This is a genomic window from Arthrobacter pascens (assembly GCF_030815585.1).
Classification (GTDB): Bacteria; Actinomycetota; Actinomycetes; order Actinomycetales; family Micrococcaceae; genus Arthrobacter; species Arthrobacter pascens_A.
Map to the genome: position 1 here is coordinate 1908111 of NZ_JAUSWY010000001.1, position 15898 is coordinate 1924008.

Consider the following 15898-nt stretch of genomic DNA (forward strand, 5'->3'; position numbering starts at 1 on the left):
TTATCCGACGGACCCTTCCATCTGCAGTTCAATCAGGCGGTTCAGCTCAAGTGCGTACTCCATCGGGAGTTCGCGGGCAATCGGTTCGATGAAGCCGCGGACGATCATCGCCATGGCCTCGTCTTCGCGCATGCCGCGGGACATCAGGTAGAAGAGCTGCTCTTCGCTGACCCGTGAAACGGTTGCTTCGTGGCCCATCACAACGTCATCCTCGCGGATGTCGATGTACGGGTAGGTGTCCGAACGGCTGATGGTGTCCACCAGGAGCGCGTCACAGCGCACGGTGTTGGCCGAGTGCTTGGCACCTTCACGGACCTGGACCAGGCCGCGGTAGGCAGCACGCCCGCCGCCACGGGCAACAGACTTGGAAATGATCGAGCTCTTGGTGTTCGGAGCGATGTGCACCATCTTGGAACCGGTGTCCTGGTGCTGGCCTGCGCCGGCGAAGGCGATGGACAGGGTCTCGCCCTTGGCGTGCTCGCCCACCAGGTACACGGCCGGGTACTTCATGGTGACCTTGGAACCGATGTTGCCGTCGACCCACTCCATGGTTGCGCCTTCTTCGCAGATGGCACGCTTGGTCACCAGGTTGTACACGTTGGTGGACCAGTTCTGGATGGTGGTGTAGCGGACGCGGGCGCCCTTCTTGACGATGATTTCCACCACGGCGGAGTGCAGGGAGTCCGAGGTGTAGATCGGAGCCGTGCAGCCTTCGATGTAGTGGACGTAGGAGTCCTCGTCGGCGATGATCAGGGTGCGCTCGAACTGGCCCATGTTTTCCGTGTTAATGCGGAAGTATGCCTGCAGCGGGATGTCCACGTGGACGCCCTTGGGGACGTACACAAAGGATCCGCCGGACCAGACGGCTGTGTTCAGGGATGCGAACTTGTTGTCGCCCACCGGAATGACGGTGCCGAAGTACTCCTGGAAGATCTCCGGGTGCTCGCGCAGTGCCGTGTCGGTGTCCAGGAAGATGACGCCCTGCGCTTCCAGGTCCTCGCGGATCTGGTGGTACACAACCTCGGACTCGTACTGTGCGGCCACGCCCGATACGAGGCGGCTGCGCTCAGCTTCCGGGATACCCAGCTTTTCGTAGGTGTTCCGGATGTCCTCAGGCAGGTCCTCCCACGTGGCGGCCTGCTTCTCCGTGGAGCGGACGAAGTACTTGATGTTGTCGAAGTCGATGCCGGAGAGGTCAGCGCCCCAAGTGGGCATGGGCTTGCGGTCGAAGTACTTCAGGCCCTTCAGGCGAAGGTCGAGCATCCATTCGGGCTCGCTTTTCTTGTCCGAGATGTCCCGGACTACTTCGTCATTGATGCCGCGGCGGGCGTTGGCGCCGACGTCGTTCTTGTCGGACCAGCCGTACTCGTACGTGCCGATGCCGTGGAGCTCAGGATTCTTTTCCAGAATCTCTGAGATCACAGTGTCTTCGGCTACCGCTTTCTCTGATAGTTGGTCCGTCATCACGGCCTTTCTTGCTGATGGTTGGTTACTTCAACCAGGCTGGCGGTGGCGGCTTGAGGGGCCTGGGGCCCCGCGGCTGCCAGCCGGCCTGTAGGTATGTGGGTGGTGCAGACGTGGCCTCCGCGTGCCAGCGTGGACAGCCGTCGCACGTCAACGCCTACCAGCCGGGCGAACACTTCGGTCTCGACGTCGCAGAAAACGGGGAACTGCGCAGCGAGCTGCTGGATGGGGCAGTGCCCCTGGCACAGCTGGACGCTGGAAAGCGCCGCGGGCAGTGGGGCCTTTGCCTCGATCGAGGCGGCGGAAGCCACAAAGCCGTCCCGGCTCAGGGCCTCGGACAATGCCTTCGCGCGGGCTGTGATATCCGGCCCGGCCAGCTCGATTTCCGGTGTGTACCGGCGCTCCATCTCGGCAAAACGCTCGACGGCGAACGCCCGCACTGCTTCGTCGCCCGCCACCTCCTGGAGCTGCTTGAGTGCCAGTCTGGCGATATCCAGGTAATCGTTGCCCAGCGTGGACTGACCCTGCGAGCTCAGAACGTAGCGGCGAGCGGGCCGGCCCGCACCGGCACCAGCCCTGGCCACACGTTTGACCTCGATGACACCGCTTCGGGAGAGGTGATCGAGGTGGCGGCGGACGGCGGCCGGCGTAAAGCCGAGCATGTCACCAAGTTCGGCTGCACTGATGGGGCCGTGCTCCAGGACAGCGCCAAGGACCCGGTCCCGGGTGCGCTCGTCAGCGTCCGCCGCCGGCACCGCGGCGATGCGGCCGTGGTCAGCAGTGGCGCGTGGCGCCCCGTGCCCGGCAAAAGGCACAGCAGTAGCATTGCTCATGGAATACACAACACAATCATGTCGTAATTTAGTCCCCCGTTCCAGTAAGGTGAGGCTGACCTGCGTGGGGACTTCGTCGCCCGGGCCAAGTACTACATCACGTAGAATGCTGGGGTGCGTTCCCCCCAATCCCCGGTTCTGTCCATCAGCGGGTTAATTAAGGATGTTGGTCCGCTGGCCAGCCTGGATGGCAAAATGCTCCGGGTAGTCAGCGGTGTCTCCCTTGTTGCCGAGCGCGGCCAGGTCACAGCCCTCCTTGGCGCCAACGGCGCCGGCAAGACCACCACCATCGAATGCGCCCAAGGCCTTCAGAAGCGAAGCGGCGGAAGCATCTCTTTGCTCGGCCATGATCCTGCACGGGCGGGCGCCGAACTGCGGTCCCGCGTGGGCATCATGCTCCAGGACGGCGGCCTCCCGCCGTCGGCCCGTCCCATCCCGCTCCTGAGGCACATCGCAGGGATGTACGCCAAACCCAGGCCCGTGGACGAGCTCGTCCAGCGGCTGGGCATCGACACTTTCAGCAGGACCACCGTCCGCCGTCTCTCCGGGGGCCAGAAGCAGCGCCTTGCACTTGCCGCGGCCCTGGTCGGCAACCCTGAGGTCCTTTTCCTCGACGAGCCCAGCGCCGGCCTGGATCCCCAGTCGAGGCAGCTGGTGTTTGAACTGATAACAGAACTGCGCGACAGCGGCATGGGCATCATCCTCACCACCCACCTCATGGACGACGCCCAGCGGCTGGCCGACTACGTGTATATCATCGACGCCGGCAGGAACGTGGCGGAGGGAACGGTATCCCAGCTCCTCCAGCGGGAACCAGATGTGGAAGCCGGTGCAGACCACGTCCGGACACTCTTCTTTGAGGCGCCGGCCGGACTGGACTTTACCGGGGTTCTTCCGGAGGCGATTGCGGTCAGTGAAGCCCGTGCGGGCAGCTATGTTGCCACGGGTGCCCTCACGCCCCAGGATCTGGCGTCGTTGGCATCCTGGTGGGCCTTGCACGGAGTGATGCCCGGCTCCATGAGCCTGGAGGCACGAAGCCTGGAGGACGTCTTCCTGGACATCTCCGGAAAGGACATCCGATGAGCAAGCTGCCAAGCGATTCTGCGCTCAACTCTCCGGGGAGCCACGCTTCCCCGGCCCGCGGCAGCGGAGACCAGGCGCCGGCGTCGTTGCTGCGCCGGATCCTCCTGCAGGGCAAGTACGAATCCCTGACCATGATCAGGAACGGTGAACAGCTGATCCTGGCCGTGGTGCTGCCACTCCTTGCGCTGGTGGGCCTGACCGTGACGCCCCTGCTCGACGGACTCGGTGCAAGCCGGGTCAACGTGGCGGTCCCTGGCATCCTGGCCCTCTGCGCGATGTCCACGGCGTTTACGGGCCAGGGCATCTCCACGGGTTTCGACCGCAGATACGGCGTTCTCCGTTTCCTCTCCACGACGCCATTGGGACGCCCAGGCCTCATTGCCGGAAAGGTGCTGGCGGTTCTGGCCGTGCTGGGGCTGCAGGTTGCCGTAGTCACCGCCGTTGCCCTCCCCCTGGGCTGGCAGCCACCTGCGGCCGGCTGGCTTCCCGGCGTCGCACTCCTGGTGCTAGGGGCCGCGGCTTTCACTGCACTGGGGCTCCTGGTGGCCGGCACGGTCCGGCCCGAGGCCACCCTAGCCATCACCAACCTGCTGTGGATCCTGCTGGGCGCACTGGGGGGCATCGTCATTCCCTCGGAGCGGCTGCCGGCCGCGGCCCAAGGAATTGTCCATTACTTGCCGTCCGGCGCCCTTGGCGAGGCTTTGCGCGAAGCATTCCTGCACGGCACCCTGAATGGCGTCGCCGCCCTTATCCTGCTGCTCTGGACCGTCATTGCCGGGGCAGCAGCCATCCGTTGGTTCAAGTGGAATTGAGTTATCCGTGAGCACGGCTTCACGCCTCCCCGAGTTTGCCGGCCGCCTCATCTCGAGGCTGCCCCGCACCGTCGACATCCGGATCCGCCGCCTGGCCCTGGCGTCCCTTGTCGGCCAGACCCTGCTGGTAGTCACCGGCGGCGCCGTCAGGCTGACAGCATCCGGCCTCGGCTGCCCTACGTGGCCCCGCTGCACTGACACATCCCTGGTCAACACCCCTGAAATGGGGATCCACGGATTCATCGAGTTCGGAAACCGGCTGCTGACCTTTGCCCTGGCCGCCGTCGCTGCGCTCATGCTGGTCTACCTATGGAACCTCCGCAAGGAACGCAAGGATCTTTTCCTGCTTGCGCTTGGCCTGCTTGCCAGCATCCCTGCCCAGGCCGTGATCGGCGGAATCACCGTCCTGACCAACCTCAACCCGTGGGTCGTGGGACTGCACTTCCTCGTCTCCATGGCGCTGGTGGTATTCGCCACCCTGCTGGTCAACCGCGCCTACGGCAGGACGGGACGCTTTGCCACCGTCCGGCTGCCGTCCCTGCCGGGCGTATTGCGCCCGGTGACAGCCGCCGTCGCACTCTTCTCCGCGGTGGCGGTGATGCTCGGCGTTGTGGTGACCGGCGCCGGTCCGCATGCCGGGGACGCCAAAGCGCCACGCAATGGGCTCGACTGGGACCTGTTCTCCCATATCCACGCCGTTCCGGCCTACCTGATCACCGCTGGAACCCTTTTTGCGCTGGTGATGGTCTTTGCCGGGCGAATCTCCGGACCGTTCAAAACAGCGGCCCTGCTGCTGCTGGCAGTGACTGTCCTGCAAGCGGTTATTGGCTTCACGCAGTACTACAACGGCATTCCTGCGCTGCTGGTGGCTGCGCATATGCTTGGCGCTGCGCTGCTCATGAGCGCAGCAACCAACGCTGCCGACGTAGCCCGCTCCAGCCCCGCTAAGTAGTCCCGGGCCGCGGATCCCACCCAAAGTGCCACGGTTCCCCAGGAGCGGTGGCACTTCCCTTTTGGACCTTCTCTCACTTCCTGCAGCGCTGCACCCAACCCTCTCTCACTTCCTGCGCGCCTGGAGCGGATCCTCTCTCACTTCCTGCGCGCATGGAAACCCTTCCGCATTGTGCACTGGTCCCCGGGAGTCGGAACTGATTTCTCAGTCCAACTTCCGGGGAGCAGTTCATTGAGTGAGGGAGGATTTTGGATTTTCCTGCAGGATCTGAGAGAGCGTTTGGCGAAAAGCAGCGAAAGGTGAGAGAGCGTTTGGCGGGCTGGCTATCCAATGATGGTGGATCCGACGAACGGATCCACCGCCAGCGCGATGAAGAGCAGCGTGAGGTAACTGATGGAACCGTGGAAAACCTTCATGGCGCCCTTATCGGACACGTCGCCGCCCTGGGCCCGGTTGTACAGGGCGTGGGATTCGTAGAGGAACCATGCGCCGGCAAGCACCGCCGTTGCGGTGTATACCCAGCCGGCACCGCCCGCCGGGACCATGAGCAGCGAACAGACCACCATCGCCCAGGCATACAGGACCACCTGGACCGAAACCACCTTTGCGCCCGCGATGGCACCGAGCATGGGAACCTTGGCGTTGCGGTAGTCCTCGCCGTACCGCATGGACAGCGGCCAGTAGTGCGGCGGCGTCCAGAGGAAGATGACCATAAACAGGATGACGGCGGGCCACTCCACGGAATTGGTCACTGCGGCCCAGGCAATCAGTACGGGGAAGCAGCCTGCGGCACCGCCCCACACAATGTTCTGCGCGGTGCGGCGCTTGAGGATGATCGTGTAGATGACCACATAGAAGAAGATGGCGCCCAGTCCCAGCCACGCGGCCAGCGGGTTGGCGCCGAACCACAGGATGACGATCGAAGCCGCGCCCAGGAGCCAGGAGAAGATGAGCGCCTCACGCGGCGTCACCTCTCCCGTGACAAGGGGTCGGTTCTCGGTCCGGTGCATCAGTTTGTCGATGTCCCGGTCAATGTAGCAGTTGAATGCGCCGGCACTCCCTGCGGCGAAGGCACCGCCTACCAGGGTGGCCAGGATCAGACCGATCGACGGGAAGCCACGCTCCGCATAGATCATGGTCGGCAAGGTACTGACCAGCAGGAGCTCGATGACACGGGGTTTCGTGAGGGCGAGATACGCCTTGGCTTTGCGGGCCATCCCGGCTCCCCCGCGGGCACGGGAAGCGGTCAGCGGCGTATCTGTTGTGCTCACGGTGGCAGTCACCCGTTCTGTTTGGCGGTTCTGTCTGGCGGTGCAGCTGTCAGTGGCGGCCGTTGCCCGGGCGGCCCGCCAATGGTCATCAGAAGAAGGTCCCGGCAACACCCTTTGGGTCGCCGCGAACCCCTCAATGGGCACGGCTACCCGGCGTCAGCCTCCAAATATCATACCGTGCGCATTTGTAACAGAGGCCCCACCAATAGGCCCTGGTGATCGCTCGCAGGCCGATTCGAGCAGATTAACTCAAAGGCCCTTGACAATGATTCACATAAGGGGAAATTGAGTCCACAAAGTGAGATTTGCGCTGCCCGGAGTGTGGAATGGAGCTAAGCTGTCACCAGATCAGCATGCAGCGGGAAAAGCGGTGGAAACCGCGTTCCCGATCGACTAGTGACTGAGTGATAGATCAACGTTTCGATGGTGAACGGCTGGTACACACCGCAGCGGGCGCCAACAGCGTGCCCCCCGTCCGGATCCGGTGTACCGCCCGCCGTCAGCACAGAAAGGGGCCCGGTTTTCGTGCCACATTTGGAAGAGCAAGAACTGTCATGGACCAGTTTGGACCAGCGCGCCGTGGACACCGTCCGGGTACTGGCCGCGGACGCCGTGGAGAAGGTGGGCAATGGCCACCCCGGAACAGCCATGAGCCTCGCGCCTGCCGCATACCTTCTCTTTCAGAAGCTCATGCGCCACGATCCGCGGAATCCGGACTGGCTGGGACGTGACCGTTTCATCCTCTCCCCCGGCCACACCTCGCTGACGCTGTACATCCAGCTGTTCCTGTCCGGCTACGGCCTGGAACTGAAGGACCTTGAGGCCCTGCGCACCTGGGGTTCGCTGACTCCCGGCCACCCGGAGTACAAGCACACCGCAGGTGTGGAGATCACCACCGGCCCGCTGGGTCAGGGACTGGCTTCCTCGGTCGGCTTTGCCTACTCACAGCGCCGCCAACGCGGCCTGTTCGACGCCGATGCTCCCGCCGGCACCAGCCCGTTCGACCACACCATCTGGGTCATCGCATCCGACGGCGACCTCCAGGAAGGCGTCACTGCCGAGGCTTCCTCGCTGGCGGGGCACCAGGAACTGGGCAACCTGGTTGTTATCTACGATGAGAACCACATCTCCATCGAGGACGACACCGACATCTCCTTCACCGAGGACGTCCTGAAGCGCTATGAGGCCTACGGCTGGCACACTCAGCGCGTGGACTGGACCAAGACTGGTGAATACAAGGAAGACGTGCAGGAGCTCTACTCGGCCCTGCTCGAAGCCAAGGCCGAGACGTCCAAGCCTTCCATCGTTTCGCTACGCACCATCATCGGCTACCCAGCTCCCAAGAAGCAGAACACGGGCAAGATCCATGGCTCGGCCCTGGGTGCCGAGGAAGTCGCAGCCCTCAAGGAAGTCCTGGGCTTCGATCCTGCCAAGACCTTTGACGTTGACCAGGAAGTCCTGGCCCACGCCCGCTCCGTCGTGGACCGCGGCGCCGCCGCCAGCAAGGAATGGGAAGAATCCTTCAACGCCTGGCAGGCAGCCAACCCAGAAAGCGCCGCCCTCCTGCAGCGTGTGGAAGCCCGCGAACTGCCCGAAGGCCTGGACGCCGCACTGCCGGTCTTCCCGGCAGGCAAGGACGTCTCCACCCGCGCCGCATCCGGCAAGGTACTCAACGCGCTGGGCCCGGTCATGCCGGAACTCTGGGGCGGCTCCGCTGACCTTGCCGAGTCCAACAACACCACCATCGAGGGTTCGCCGTCGTTCGTGCCCGCGTCCAAGCAGACTGACGCGTGGTCCGGCAACCCCTACGGCCGGGTGCTCCACTTCGGTATCCGTGAGCACGCGGCGGCGTCGATCGTGAACGGCATTGCCCTGCACGGCAGGACCCGTGCGTTCTCCGGAACGTTCCTGATCTTCAGCGACTACCAGCGTCCGGCCATCCGGCTCGGGGCGCTGATGGGCGTTCCGTCGCTGTACGTCTGGACCCACGACTCCATCGGCCTGGGCGAAGACGGTCCCACCCACCAGCCCGTGGAACAGCTCGCTTCACTGCGCGCCATCGTTGGCCTGGACGTTGTCCGTCCCGGTGACGCCAACGAGGTGGCCGCGGCATGGAAGACCATGCTCGAGAACCACGAGAACCCGGCCGGCATTGTCCTCACCCGCCAGAACATCCCCACGTACGCCCGTGGCGAAGCCGACGCCGACGGCGACACCTTCGGTTCCGTCGCCGGCGTCGCCAAGGGCGGCTACGTCCTGGCCGAGGCGTCCAAGGACGGCGCGACGGTTCCGGCCGACGTCATCCTGATCGGCACCGGCTCCGAGGTCCAGCTGGCCGTCCAGGCCCGCGAAGCCCTCCAGGCTGAAGGCATCGCCGCCCGCGTTGTCTCCATGCCCTGCGTCGAGTGGTTCAACAAGCAGGACGCGGCCTACCGTGAGTCCGTGCTTCCGGCCGCCATCAAGGCCCGGGTATCCGTCGAGGCCGGGCTGGCCCTGGGCTGGAGGGAATTCGTCGGCGATGCCGGACGATCCGTCTCGCTCGAGCACTACGGCGCTTCGGCTGACTACAAGCGCCTATTCCAGGAGTTTGGCATCACTGCGGAGGCTGTCGCCGCCGCTGCCAAGGACTCCCTCGCTGGCCTCCAGGCCTGAAACCCGAATTCCAGGAGATACAAGAAAATGACTACACCCACACAGCAGCTCTCCGACGCCGGCGTCTCCATCTGGCTCGATGACCTCTCCCGCGGCCGCCTGAACACCGGAACGCTGCAGAAGCTCATCGACGAGAAGAACGTTGTTGGTGTCACCACCAACCCGTCGATCTTCCACGCCGCCATCACCGCAGGCACGGACTACGACGCAACAATCGCAGCCCAGGCCGCCGCCGGCGCCAGCATCGAGGACACCATCTTCGAAATCACCACCACCGACGTCGCGGACGCCTGCGACCTCTTCGCACCCGTCGCCGCCGCGACCAAGGGCGTTGACGGCCGCGTGTCGATCGAGGTTGACCCCCGCCTGGCCTGGGACACCGCCGGCACCATCGCCGAAGCCAAGCACCTGTACAAGAAGGTCAACAAGGACAACGTCCACATCAAGATCCCGGCAACCCTTGAGGGCCTCGAAGCGATCACCGCCACCCTCGCCGAGGGCATCAGCGTCAACGTGACCCTGATCTTCTCCCTCGAGCGCTACCGGGCCGTCATCAACGCCTTCCAGTCCGGCCTGGAGCAGGCCAAGGACAACGGCCACGACCTCGCCAAGATCCACTCGGTCGCCTCGTTCTTCGTTTCCCGCGTGGACTCTGAGATCGACAAGCGCCTGGACGCCATCGGCACGGACGAGGCCAAGGCACTCAAGGGCAAAGCCGGCGTAGCCAACGCCCGCCTGGCCTACCAGGTCTACGAGGAGCTCTTCTCCACCGAGCGCTGGGCCCTGCTGGCCGAAGCCGGCGCCCTGCCCCAGCGCCCGCTGTGGGCATCCACCGGCGTGAAGGACCCGGCATACCCGGATACGCTCTACGTCACCGAGCTCGTGGCCCCCGGCGTAGTGAACACCATGCCGGAGAAGACCCTGGACGCAACCTTCGACCACGGCGTAGTCACCGGGGACACCGTCTCCGGTACGTATGAAGGGGCCAACGCCACCCTCGACGCACTGGACGCCCTCGGCATCTCCTACAACGAGGTTGTTGCAATCCTCGAGTCCGAAGGCCTGGACAAGTTCGTGGCCAGTTGGAAGGAACTGCTGGCCGACGTCGAAGGTGCCCTCGCCGCCGCACGGAAGGCCTCCTAATCCACTATGAGCACTCTCAGCTACGACGCCACCGGTGCCGCACAGCAGGCACTTGAGCAGCACCTTCCCGTTCTCGTGGAAGACCGCATTGCCACCCGGATCTTCGCGAAGGACCACACGCTCTGGGGTCCCGACGCCGAAGCCGAGTCGGCTGTCCGGCTCGGCTGGGTTGAGGCGGCCACCGTCTCGCAGCCGCTCGTGGACGGCATCCTGGAACTCCGCGATGCCCTGAAGGCTGAAGGTGTGACCCGAATCGTCCTCTGCGGCATGGGCGGTTCCTCACTGGCCCCCGAGGTCATCGCCGGTACCGCTGGCGTCGAGCTGACAGTGCTGGACAGTACTGACCCGGACCAGGTCAGTGCTGCCCTTGCTGACCGGCTGGCCGAAACCGCCATTGTGGTTTCATCCAAGTCCGGCTCCACCCTGGAAACCGACTCGCAGCGCAGGATCTTCGAGCACGCGTTCAACGAAGCCGGCATTAATTCGGAGAGCCGGATCATCATCGTCACCGATCCTGGTTCCCCGCTGGACAAGGCATCCCGTGAAGCCGGCTACCGTGCCGTCTTCAACGCCGACCCCAATGTGGGCGGCCGCTACTCGGCCCTCACCGCCTTCGGCCTGGTCCCCTCGGGGCTGGCCGGCGTGGATATCCAGGCCTTCCTTGATGAGGCTGAGGAAGCCGCCGAGATCCTGAACGACGATGCACTCGAGAACATCGGGCTGGCCCTCGGAACGGCCCTCGGAGGAACCAATCCGCTGCGTAACAAGATTGTCATCGCGGAGGACGGCTCAGGCATTGTGGGCTTCGCTGACTGGGCCGAACAGCTCATTGCTGAGTCCACCGGCAAGCTCGGCACGGGTGTCCTGCCCGTAGTGGCCGGGCCCTCTTCGCCGGAGGTCACCTCGGGTGCCGAGGACGTTCTGGTGGTGCGGCTGGTAGCCGCCGATGCCGACGTCGAACTCGGTGAAAACGAAGTGGCCATCGCCGGCGGCCTGGCCACCCAGATGATGGTGTGGGAATTCGCCACGGCTGTTGCCGGCCGCCTGCTGGGCATCAACCCGTTTGACCAGCCGGATGTGGAGGCTGCGAAGGTGGCCGCCCGCGGCCTCCTGGACGCGCAGCCGGAACCCACGCCCGCCGCGTTTGTTGACGGCGCCATCGAGGTCCGCGGCGGTGACTGGCTCGGCGGTGCGTCCACCGCTGAGGACGGCGTCAATGCGCTGCTGGGAACGCTTGCCGACGACAGCTACCTCAGTGTCCAGGCCTATTTCGACCGGCTCGCTTTTGCACAGCTGGAAGGCATCCGGGACGAGCTCGCAGCTGTGAGCGGCCGCCCGGTCACCTTTGGCTGGGGCCCGCGCTTCCTGCACTCGACCGGCCAGTTCCACAAGGGCGGTCCCGCCATCGGAGTCTTCCTCCAGGTAACAGCCGCTGCTACGAACGACCTCGCCATCCCGGACCGTCCCTTCACCTTCGGTGAACTGATTTCCGCACAGGCCGCGGGTGATGCCCAGGTCCTGGCCGGGCACGGACGGCCCGTCCTGCGTCTGCACCTGACCGACCGCTCCGCCGGTGTGGCACAGCTGCAGGGAATCATCGCAGCGCTTGCCGCCCGGTCAGCATCCGTCACTGAAAGCTAAGGCACAACAGAAACCATGCCAGAAACCGAATACGGCAGGAAGTCCGCGGGCCGGGGGCGTAATCCGCTCCGGGATCCGCGGGATCGCCGTTTGAACCGGATTGCCGGTCCTTCTTCGTTGGTGCTCTTCGGGGTGACCGGGGATCTTGCCCGTAAGAAGCTGATGCCGGCTGTTTATGATTTGGCGAACCGGGGGTTGTTGCCGCCGAGTTTCGCGTTGGTGGGCTTCGCGCGGCGTGCGTGGGATAACGAGGATTTCGCCGCGGAGGTGAAGGAATCGGTGAAGGCTTATTCGCGGACGCCGTTTGATGAGGCGGTGTGGAACCAGCTGTCCGAGGGCATCCGTTTTGTCCAGGGGGAGTTCGACGACGATGATGCCTTTGAGCGGCTGGGTGACACGATCGCTGAGCTGGATGAGCAGCGTGGGACGCGGGGGAACCACGCGTTTTATCTGTCGATTCCGCCGAAGGCGTTTGAGCAGGTCTGCCGGCAGTTGTCCAAGCATGGCCTGGCGCAGGCTGATGGGGATAAGTGGCGGCGGGTGGTGATTGAGAAGCCGTTCGGGCATGATCTGGAGTCTGCCCGGCAGCTCAATGACATTGTGGAGTCGGTGTTCCCGCCGGATGCGGTGTTCCGGATTGATCATTATCTGGGGAAGGAAACGGTGCAGAACATTCTGGCGCTGCGTTTCGCGAACCAGTTGTTTGAGCCGTTGTGGAACGCGAATTATGTGGACCATGTCCAGATCACGATGGCTGAGGATATCGGTACCGGTGGCCGGGCAGGGTATTACGACGGTGTGGGCGCGGCCCGGGATGTGATCCAGAACCATCTGCTCCAGCTGTTGGCTTTGACGGCGATGGAGGAGCCTATTTCCTTCAATGCCGATGATCTGCGTGCGGAAAAGGAGAAGGTCCTCGCTGCAGTGAAGCTGCCCGAGGACCTGTCCACGCATTCGGCGCGGGGGCAGTTCGCCGGCGGCTGGCAGGGCGGGGAGCAGGTCCAGGGTTATCTTCAGGAAGAGGGTATTCCGGCGGATTCGACCACGGAGACGTTCGCGGCGGTCCGAGTGGATATCCATACCAGGCGCTGGGCCGGGGTGCCGTTTTATTTGCGTGCGGGCAAGCGGCTGGGCCGGCGGGTGACCGAAATCGCGGTGGTGTTCAAGCGGGCCCCGAACCTGTTGTTCCGGGATCACGCCGAGGATGATTTTGGCCAGAACGCTGTGGTCATCAGGGTCCAGCCGGACGAGGGTGCCACGATCCGGTTCGGGTCCAAGGTCCCGGGCACGCAGATGGAAGTCCGGGATGTGACGATGGACTTCGGCTACGGGCACTCTTTCACCGAATCGAGCCCCGAAGCGTATGAGCGGCTGATCCTGGATGTGCTCCTGGGTGAGCCGCCGTTGTTCCCGCGGCACCAGGAAGTGGAGCTGTCCTGGAAGATCCTGGACCCCTTCGAAGACTACTGGGCGCAGCTGAACGAGCAGCCCGAGCCCTACGCCCCGGGGTCCTGGGGCCCTGCCTCGGCCGATGAGCTGCTGGCCCGTGACGGACGAACCTGGAGAAGGCCATGATTGTAGACCTGCCGGACACCACCACCTCGAAGATCTCCAAGAAAATCATGGCCCTGCGCGAGCAGGGCGGGGTGATCGCGCTGGGCCGGGTCCTGACCCTGGTGGTGGTCACCAAATCCGGGCTCGAGGAAGAAGCGATCGAGGCAGCCAACGAGGCCAGCAAGGAACACCCCTGCCGGATCATCGTCCTCGCCGACGCCGGCGCCACCGCCCCGGACCGGCTGGACGCCCAGATCCGGGTCGGCGGGGACGCCGGCGCCTCCGAGGTCATCGTGCTGCGCGGCTACGGCGAACTCGCCCACGAAAGCGAATCCCTGGTCGCGGCGCTGCTGCTCCCGGATGCCCCGATCGTGGCCTGGTGGCCCCACGGGGCCCCGGAAAACGCGTGCGAGACCTCGATCGGGCGGATCGCGCACCGCCGGATCACCGACTCCGCGAACGAACCGGACCCGCAACAGTCACTGGAAAAGATCCGCGCCACCTACAAGGCCGGCGACACCGACCTCGCCTGGACCCGGCTGACGAACTGGCGGATCCAGCTCGCCGCCGTCCTGGACCAGGTGGACCCCTCCCCCGTCACCGCCGTCGCCGTCGAAGGCGCCTCCGACTCCCCGTCCACCGTCCTGCTCGCAGCCTGGCTCACCCTCTGCCTCGACGCACCCGTCACCATCGTCGCGGACCCCGCCGGAACCGGCATCCGCCGCGTACGGCTCACCAGGCCCGGCGGCGACGTCCAGCTCTTCCGCCCCGGACTCTCCGTCGCCGAACTCACCCAACCAGGACAACCCGCCCAACGCATCTCCCTGCCCCGCCGCAGCCTCAAAGACTGCCTCGCCGAAGAACTCCGCCGGCTCGACCCCGACGAGGTCTTCGGAGAAGTGATTACTATTGGACTGCCACGTACCAATCTAAGGAGCGTCCGACCCAGTGAGCGTTGACCCGCGAGTAAGCATCCATCCTGATTCGTCCGTCCTGATGGCCGCCATTGCGGCCCGCCTGATCACCAAACTGGTGGACGTGCAAGATAAACACGGAGAGGCCACTGTGGTGCTGACTGGCGGCACTGTCGGTATCGGCACGCTGAAGGCTGTTGCGGATTCTCCGGCTGCGCCGGCTGTCGACTGGTCAAAAGTGAACTTCTGGTGGGGCGACGAACGGTTTGTGCCCGCCGAGGATGCCGACCGGAACACGCGGCAGGCGTCAGAAGCGCTGCTGTCGCACCTTCCCGTCGATCCCGAGCGCATCCACGCCCCGGCGTCCTCGGATGATTTTGCGACTCCTGAGGAGGCTGCAGAGGACTATGCCCGCCGCCTCAGGGAGGCAGCCCAGGCCGAACATGCTGCGGACATGTCCGATGACCGGCCGGACCAGCCTGGCGTGCTCCCGCGGTTGGATGTGGTGCTGCTGGGCGTGGGCCCGGATGCACACGTGGCGTCCCTTTTTCCGGAGCAGGGCGGAATCCGTGAAAAGGAACGGACCGTCGTTGGCGTCCGGAACTCACCCAAGCCGCCGCCTCAGCGCATCTCGCTGACGCTGCCTGCCATCAACACCGCTGCCGAAGTCTGGATGGTAGTGGCAGGCGAGGACAAGGCCGGTGCGGTTGGTCTGGCACTGGCTGGGGCAAACCCCGTCCAAGTGCCGGCAGCCGGCCCCAGGGGCACATCCCGTACCCTCTGGCTTATCGACGAGAACGCCGCGTCACGGGTCCCGCAACAGCTCGTCCGGAAGTACGCCGCGGGCGCGTAGCTTTTCCAGCGCTCCGGCCAGGACGTCTTCGGCGTCCTGGCCGGAGCGCCGCTCTTTAACGTATTCCAAGTGGCTCTTGTAGCCCTCTTCCATCGGCTCGAGCAGGGCGGCCTCCTGCCCGTCCCTGGACGCGGGTGCGCCGCACCTGCGGCAATCCCAGAGCAACGGAATCTGGTCTTCCGGAAGCTTAAGAAAAATAGGCCGCGTCTCGTGTCCCTTGGCGCACCAGTAGGAAACACGAATCCGCGGCAACCTGTCCCCGGGAAAATCATCGGACTCGTTCTTGGGACCGGCTCCTTCCGTGACACCCACACGGGTGCCACGGAATCCTGACGCACTATGTCCCATCGGGACTCCTGCCTGTTAACTGAACTGTGGCTGTTGGGAGCCAACAGCCACAGTTTAGTTCGGAGTTCCGTTTGGCGGCAGTACCGGCCCGGGATCAGTTGAGAAAGAAGGCTACGAGTCGCCTGCGCCGCTGAACCGCATGATCAGGCCGAGGGCGATGATCACAATACCCCAAGTCACGCCGAGGATAACGGTGAACCTGTTCAGATTGCGCTCGGCGACACCGGACGAGCTCAGGCCGGAACTCATGCCGCCACCGAACATGTCCGACAACCCGCCGCCCCGTCCCTTGTGGAGGAGGATGAGCAGCGTCAGCAGAAGACTGGTGATACCCAGGAGGATCTGCAGAATGACATGAAGAACGTCCACGACGGCCTT

Annotated in this window: 14 protein-coding genes; 9 read left to right on the forward strand and 5 right to left on the reverse strand. The window is 64.6% G+C overall.

Translation table 11 applies throughout. From position 1 onward, the window contains the following. Together sufB and QFZ30_RS08965 are read right to left on the reverse strand one after the other, a co-directional pair. Nucleotides 1-1464: a Fe-S cluster assembly protein SufB gene (gene sufB / locus QFZ30_RS08960; protein WP_307075401.1), complete on the reverse strand. Its 1464-nt coding sequence runs from the start codon at nt 1462-1464 to the stop codon at nt 1-3. After that, nucleotides 1464-2297, reverse strand: a complete 834-nt coding sequence (locus tag QFZ30_RS08965) for a helix-turn-helix transcriptional regulator (RefSeq protein WP_307075403.1) — start codon at nt 2295-2297, stop codon at nt 1464-1466. Before QFZ30_RS08965 ends, sufB begins: the two co-directional genes overlap by 1 nt. 114 nt (nt 2298-2411) lie before the next feature. On the opposite strand from QFZ30_RS08965, the gene QFZ30_RS08970 reads away from it, so the two are divergent. The 3 genes from QFZ30_RS08970 to QFZ30_RS08980 are packed head-to-tail and all read left to right on the forward strand — an operon-like array spanning nt 2412 to nt 5144. Continuing rightward, on the forward strand, nt 2412-3380 hold the full coding sequence (locus tag QFZ30_RS08970) for an ABC transporter ATP-binding protein (protein WP_307075405.1): 969 nt from the start codon (nt 2412-2414) through the stop codon (nt 3378-3380). Beyond that, complete coding sequence (locus QFZ30_RS08975) at nt 3377-4192, forward strand: ABC transporter permease (protein ID WP_307075407.1); 816 nt, start codon at nt 3377-3379, stop codon at nt 4190-4192. Before QFZ30_RS08970 ends, QFZ30_RS08975 begins: the two co-directional genes overlap by 4 nt. A 7-nt stretch (nt 4193-4199) precedes the next feature. Then, a complete protein-coding gene (locus tag QFZ30_RS08980; RefSeq protein WP_307075409.1) occupies nt 4200-5144 on the forward strand; it encodes a COX15/CtaA family protein in 945 nt (314 codons plus the stop codon). A gap of 323 nt (nt 5145-5467) precedes the next feature. Here the strand turns inward: QFZ30_RS08980 and QFZ30_RS08985 are convergent, their stop codons facing one another. After that, nucleotides 5468-6427 carry a heme o synthase gene (locus tag QFZ30_RS08985; protein ID WP_307075411.1) on the reverse strand — a complete coding sequence of 320 codons (960 nt, stop codon included), beginning with the start codon at nt 6425-6427 and terminating at the stop codon, nt 5468-5470. A gap of 522 nt (nt 6428-6949) precedes the next feature. Between QFZ30_RS08985 and tkt the strand changes: the two genes are divergently transcribed. From tkt to pgl, 6 genes are read left to right on the forward strand one after another with little or no spacing between them, the layout of a single operon-like run. Next, nucleotides 6950-9067, forward strand: coding sequence for a transketolase (gene tkt / locus QFZ30_RS08990; protein WP_307080171.1), 2118 nt, complete (start codon nt 6950-6952; stop codon nt 9065-9067). Nucleotides 9068-9094: 27 nt separating this feature from the next. Then, nucleotides 9095-10210 (forward strand): transaldolase, encoded by a 1116-nt coding sequence (tal, locus tag QFZ30_RS08995; protein ID WP_307075412.1) that lies wholly within the window; start codon nt 9095-9097, stop codon nt 10208-10210. Nucleotides 10211-10216: 6 nt separating this feature from the next. Next, nucleotides 10217-11851, forward strand: coding sequence for a glucose-6-phosphate isomerase (locus QFZ30_RS09000; RefSeq protein ID WP_307075414.1), 1635 nt, complete (start codon nt 10217-10219; stop codon nt 11849-11851). Between the two features lie 15 nt (nt 11852-11866). Continuing rightward, nucleotides 11867-13426 carry a glucose-6-phosphate dehydrogenase gene (gene zwf, locus QFZ30_RS09005; protein ID WP_307075416.1) on the forward strand — a complete coding sequence of 520 codons (1560 nt, stop codon included), beginning with the start codon at nt 11867-11869 and terminating at the stop codon, nt 13424-13426. Further along, nucleotides 13423-14364 (forward strand): glucose-6-phosphate dehydrogenase assembly protein OpcA, encoded by a 942-nt coding sequence (locus QFZ30_RS09010; RefSeq protein ID WP_307075418.1) that lies wholly within the window; start codon nt 13423-13425, stop codon nt 14362-14364. The genes zwf and QFZ30_RS09010 overlap by 4 nt, the downstream gene beginning before the upstream one ends. 37 nt (nt 14365-14401) lie before the next feature. Then, nucleotides 14402-15172, forward strand: a complete 771-nt coding sequence (gene pgl / locus QFZ30_RS09015) for a 6-phosphogluconolactonase (RefSeq protein WP_373462886.1) — start codon at nt 14402-14404, stop codon at nt 15170-15172. Here pgl and QFZ30_RS09020 read toward each other — a convergent pair. Together QFZ30_RS09020 and secG are read right to left on the reverse strand one after the other, a co-directional pair. Then, nucleotides 15125-15520 (reverse strand): RNA polymerase-binding protein RbpA, encoded by a 396-nt coding sequence (locus QFZ30_RS09020; RefSeq protein ID WP_307075422.1) that lies wholly within the window; start codon nt 15518-15520, stop codon nt 15125-15127. The two genes, pgl and QFZ30_RS09020, sit on opposite strands and share 48 nt — an antisense overlap. Before the next feature lie 111 nt (nt 15521-15631). Beyond that, complete coding sequence (gene secG / locus QFZ30_RS09025; protein ID WP_307075424.1) at nt 15632-15889, reverse strand: preprotein translocase subunit SecG; 258 nt, start codon at nt 15887-15889, stop codon at nt 15632-15634. Between the last annotated feature and the right edge of the window lie 9 nt (nt 15890-15898).

What these genes read in the sequence shown, in the direction of transcription:
- pgl (WP_373462886.1), top strand. Translation starts at nt 14,402, where the DNA reads ATGGCCGCCATTGCGGCCCGCCTGATCACCAAACTGGTGGACGTGCAA.
- QFZ30_RS08975 (WP_307075407.1), top strand. Translation starts at nt 3,377, where the DNA reads ATGAGCAAGCTGCCAAGCGATTCTGCGCTCAACTCTCCGGGGAGCCAC.
- QFZ30_RS09020 (WP_307075422.1), bottom strand. Translation starts at nt 15,520, where the DNA reads ATGGGACATAGTGCGTCAGGATTCCGTGGCACCCGTGTGGGTGTCACG.
- QFZ30_RS09010 (WP_307075418.1), top strand. Translation starts at nt 13,423, where the DNA reads ATGATTGTAGACCTGCCGGACACCACCACCTCGAAGATCTCCAAGAAA.
- sufB (WP_307075401.1), bottom strand. Translation starts at nt 1,464, where the DNA reads ATGACGGACCAACTATCAGAGAAAGCGGTAGCCGAAGACACTGTGATC.
- QFZ30_RS09000 (WP_307075414.1), top strand. Translation starts at nt 10,217, where the DNA reads ATGAGCACTCTCAGCTACGACGCCACCGGTGCCGCACAGCAGGCACTT.
- QFZ30_RS08965 (WP_307075403.1), bottom strand. Translation starts at nt 2,297, where the DNA reads ATGAGCAATGCTACTGCTGTGCCTTTTGCCGGGCACGGGGCGCCACGC.
- zwf (WP_307075416.1), top strand. Translation starts at nt 11,867, where the DNA reads ATGCCAGAAACCGAATACGGCAGGAAGTCCGCGGGCCGGGGGCGTAAT.
- tal (WP_307075412.1), top strand. Translation starts at nt 9,095, where the DNA reads ATGACTACACCCACACAGCAGCTCTCCGACGCCGGCGTCTCCATCTGG.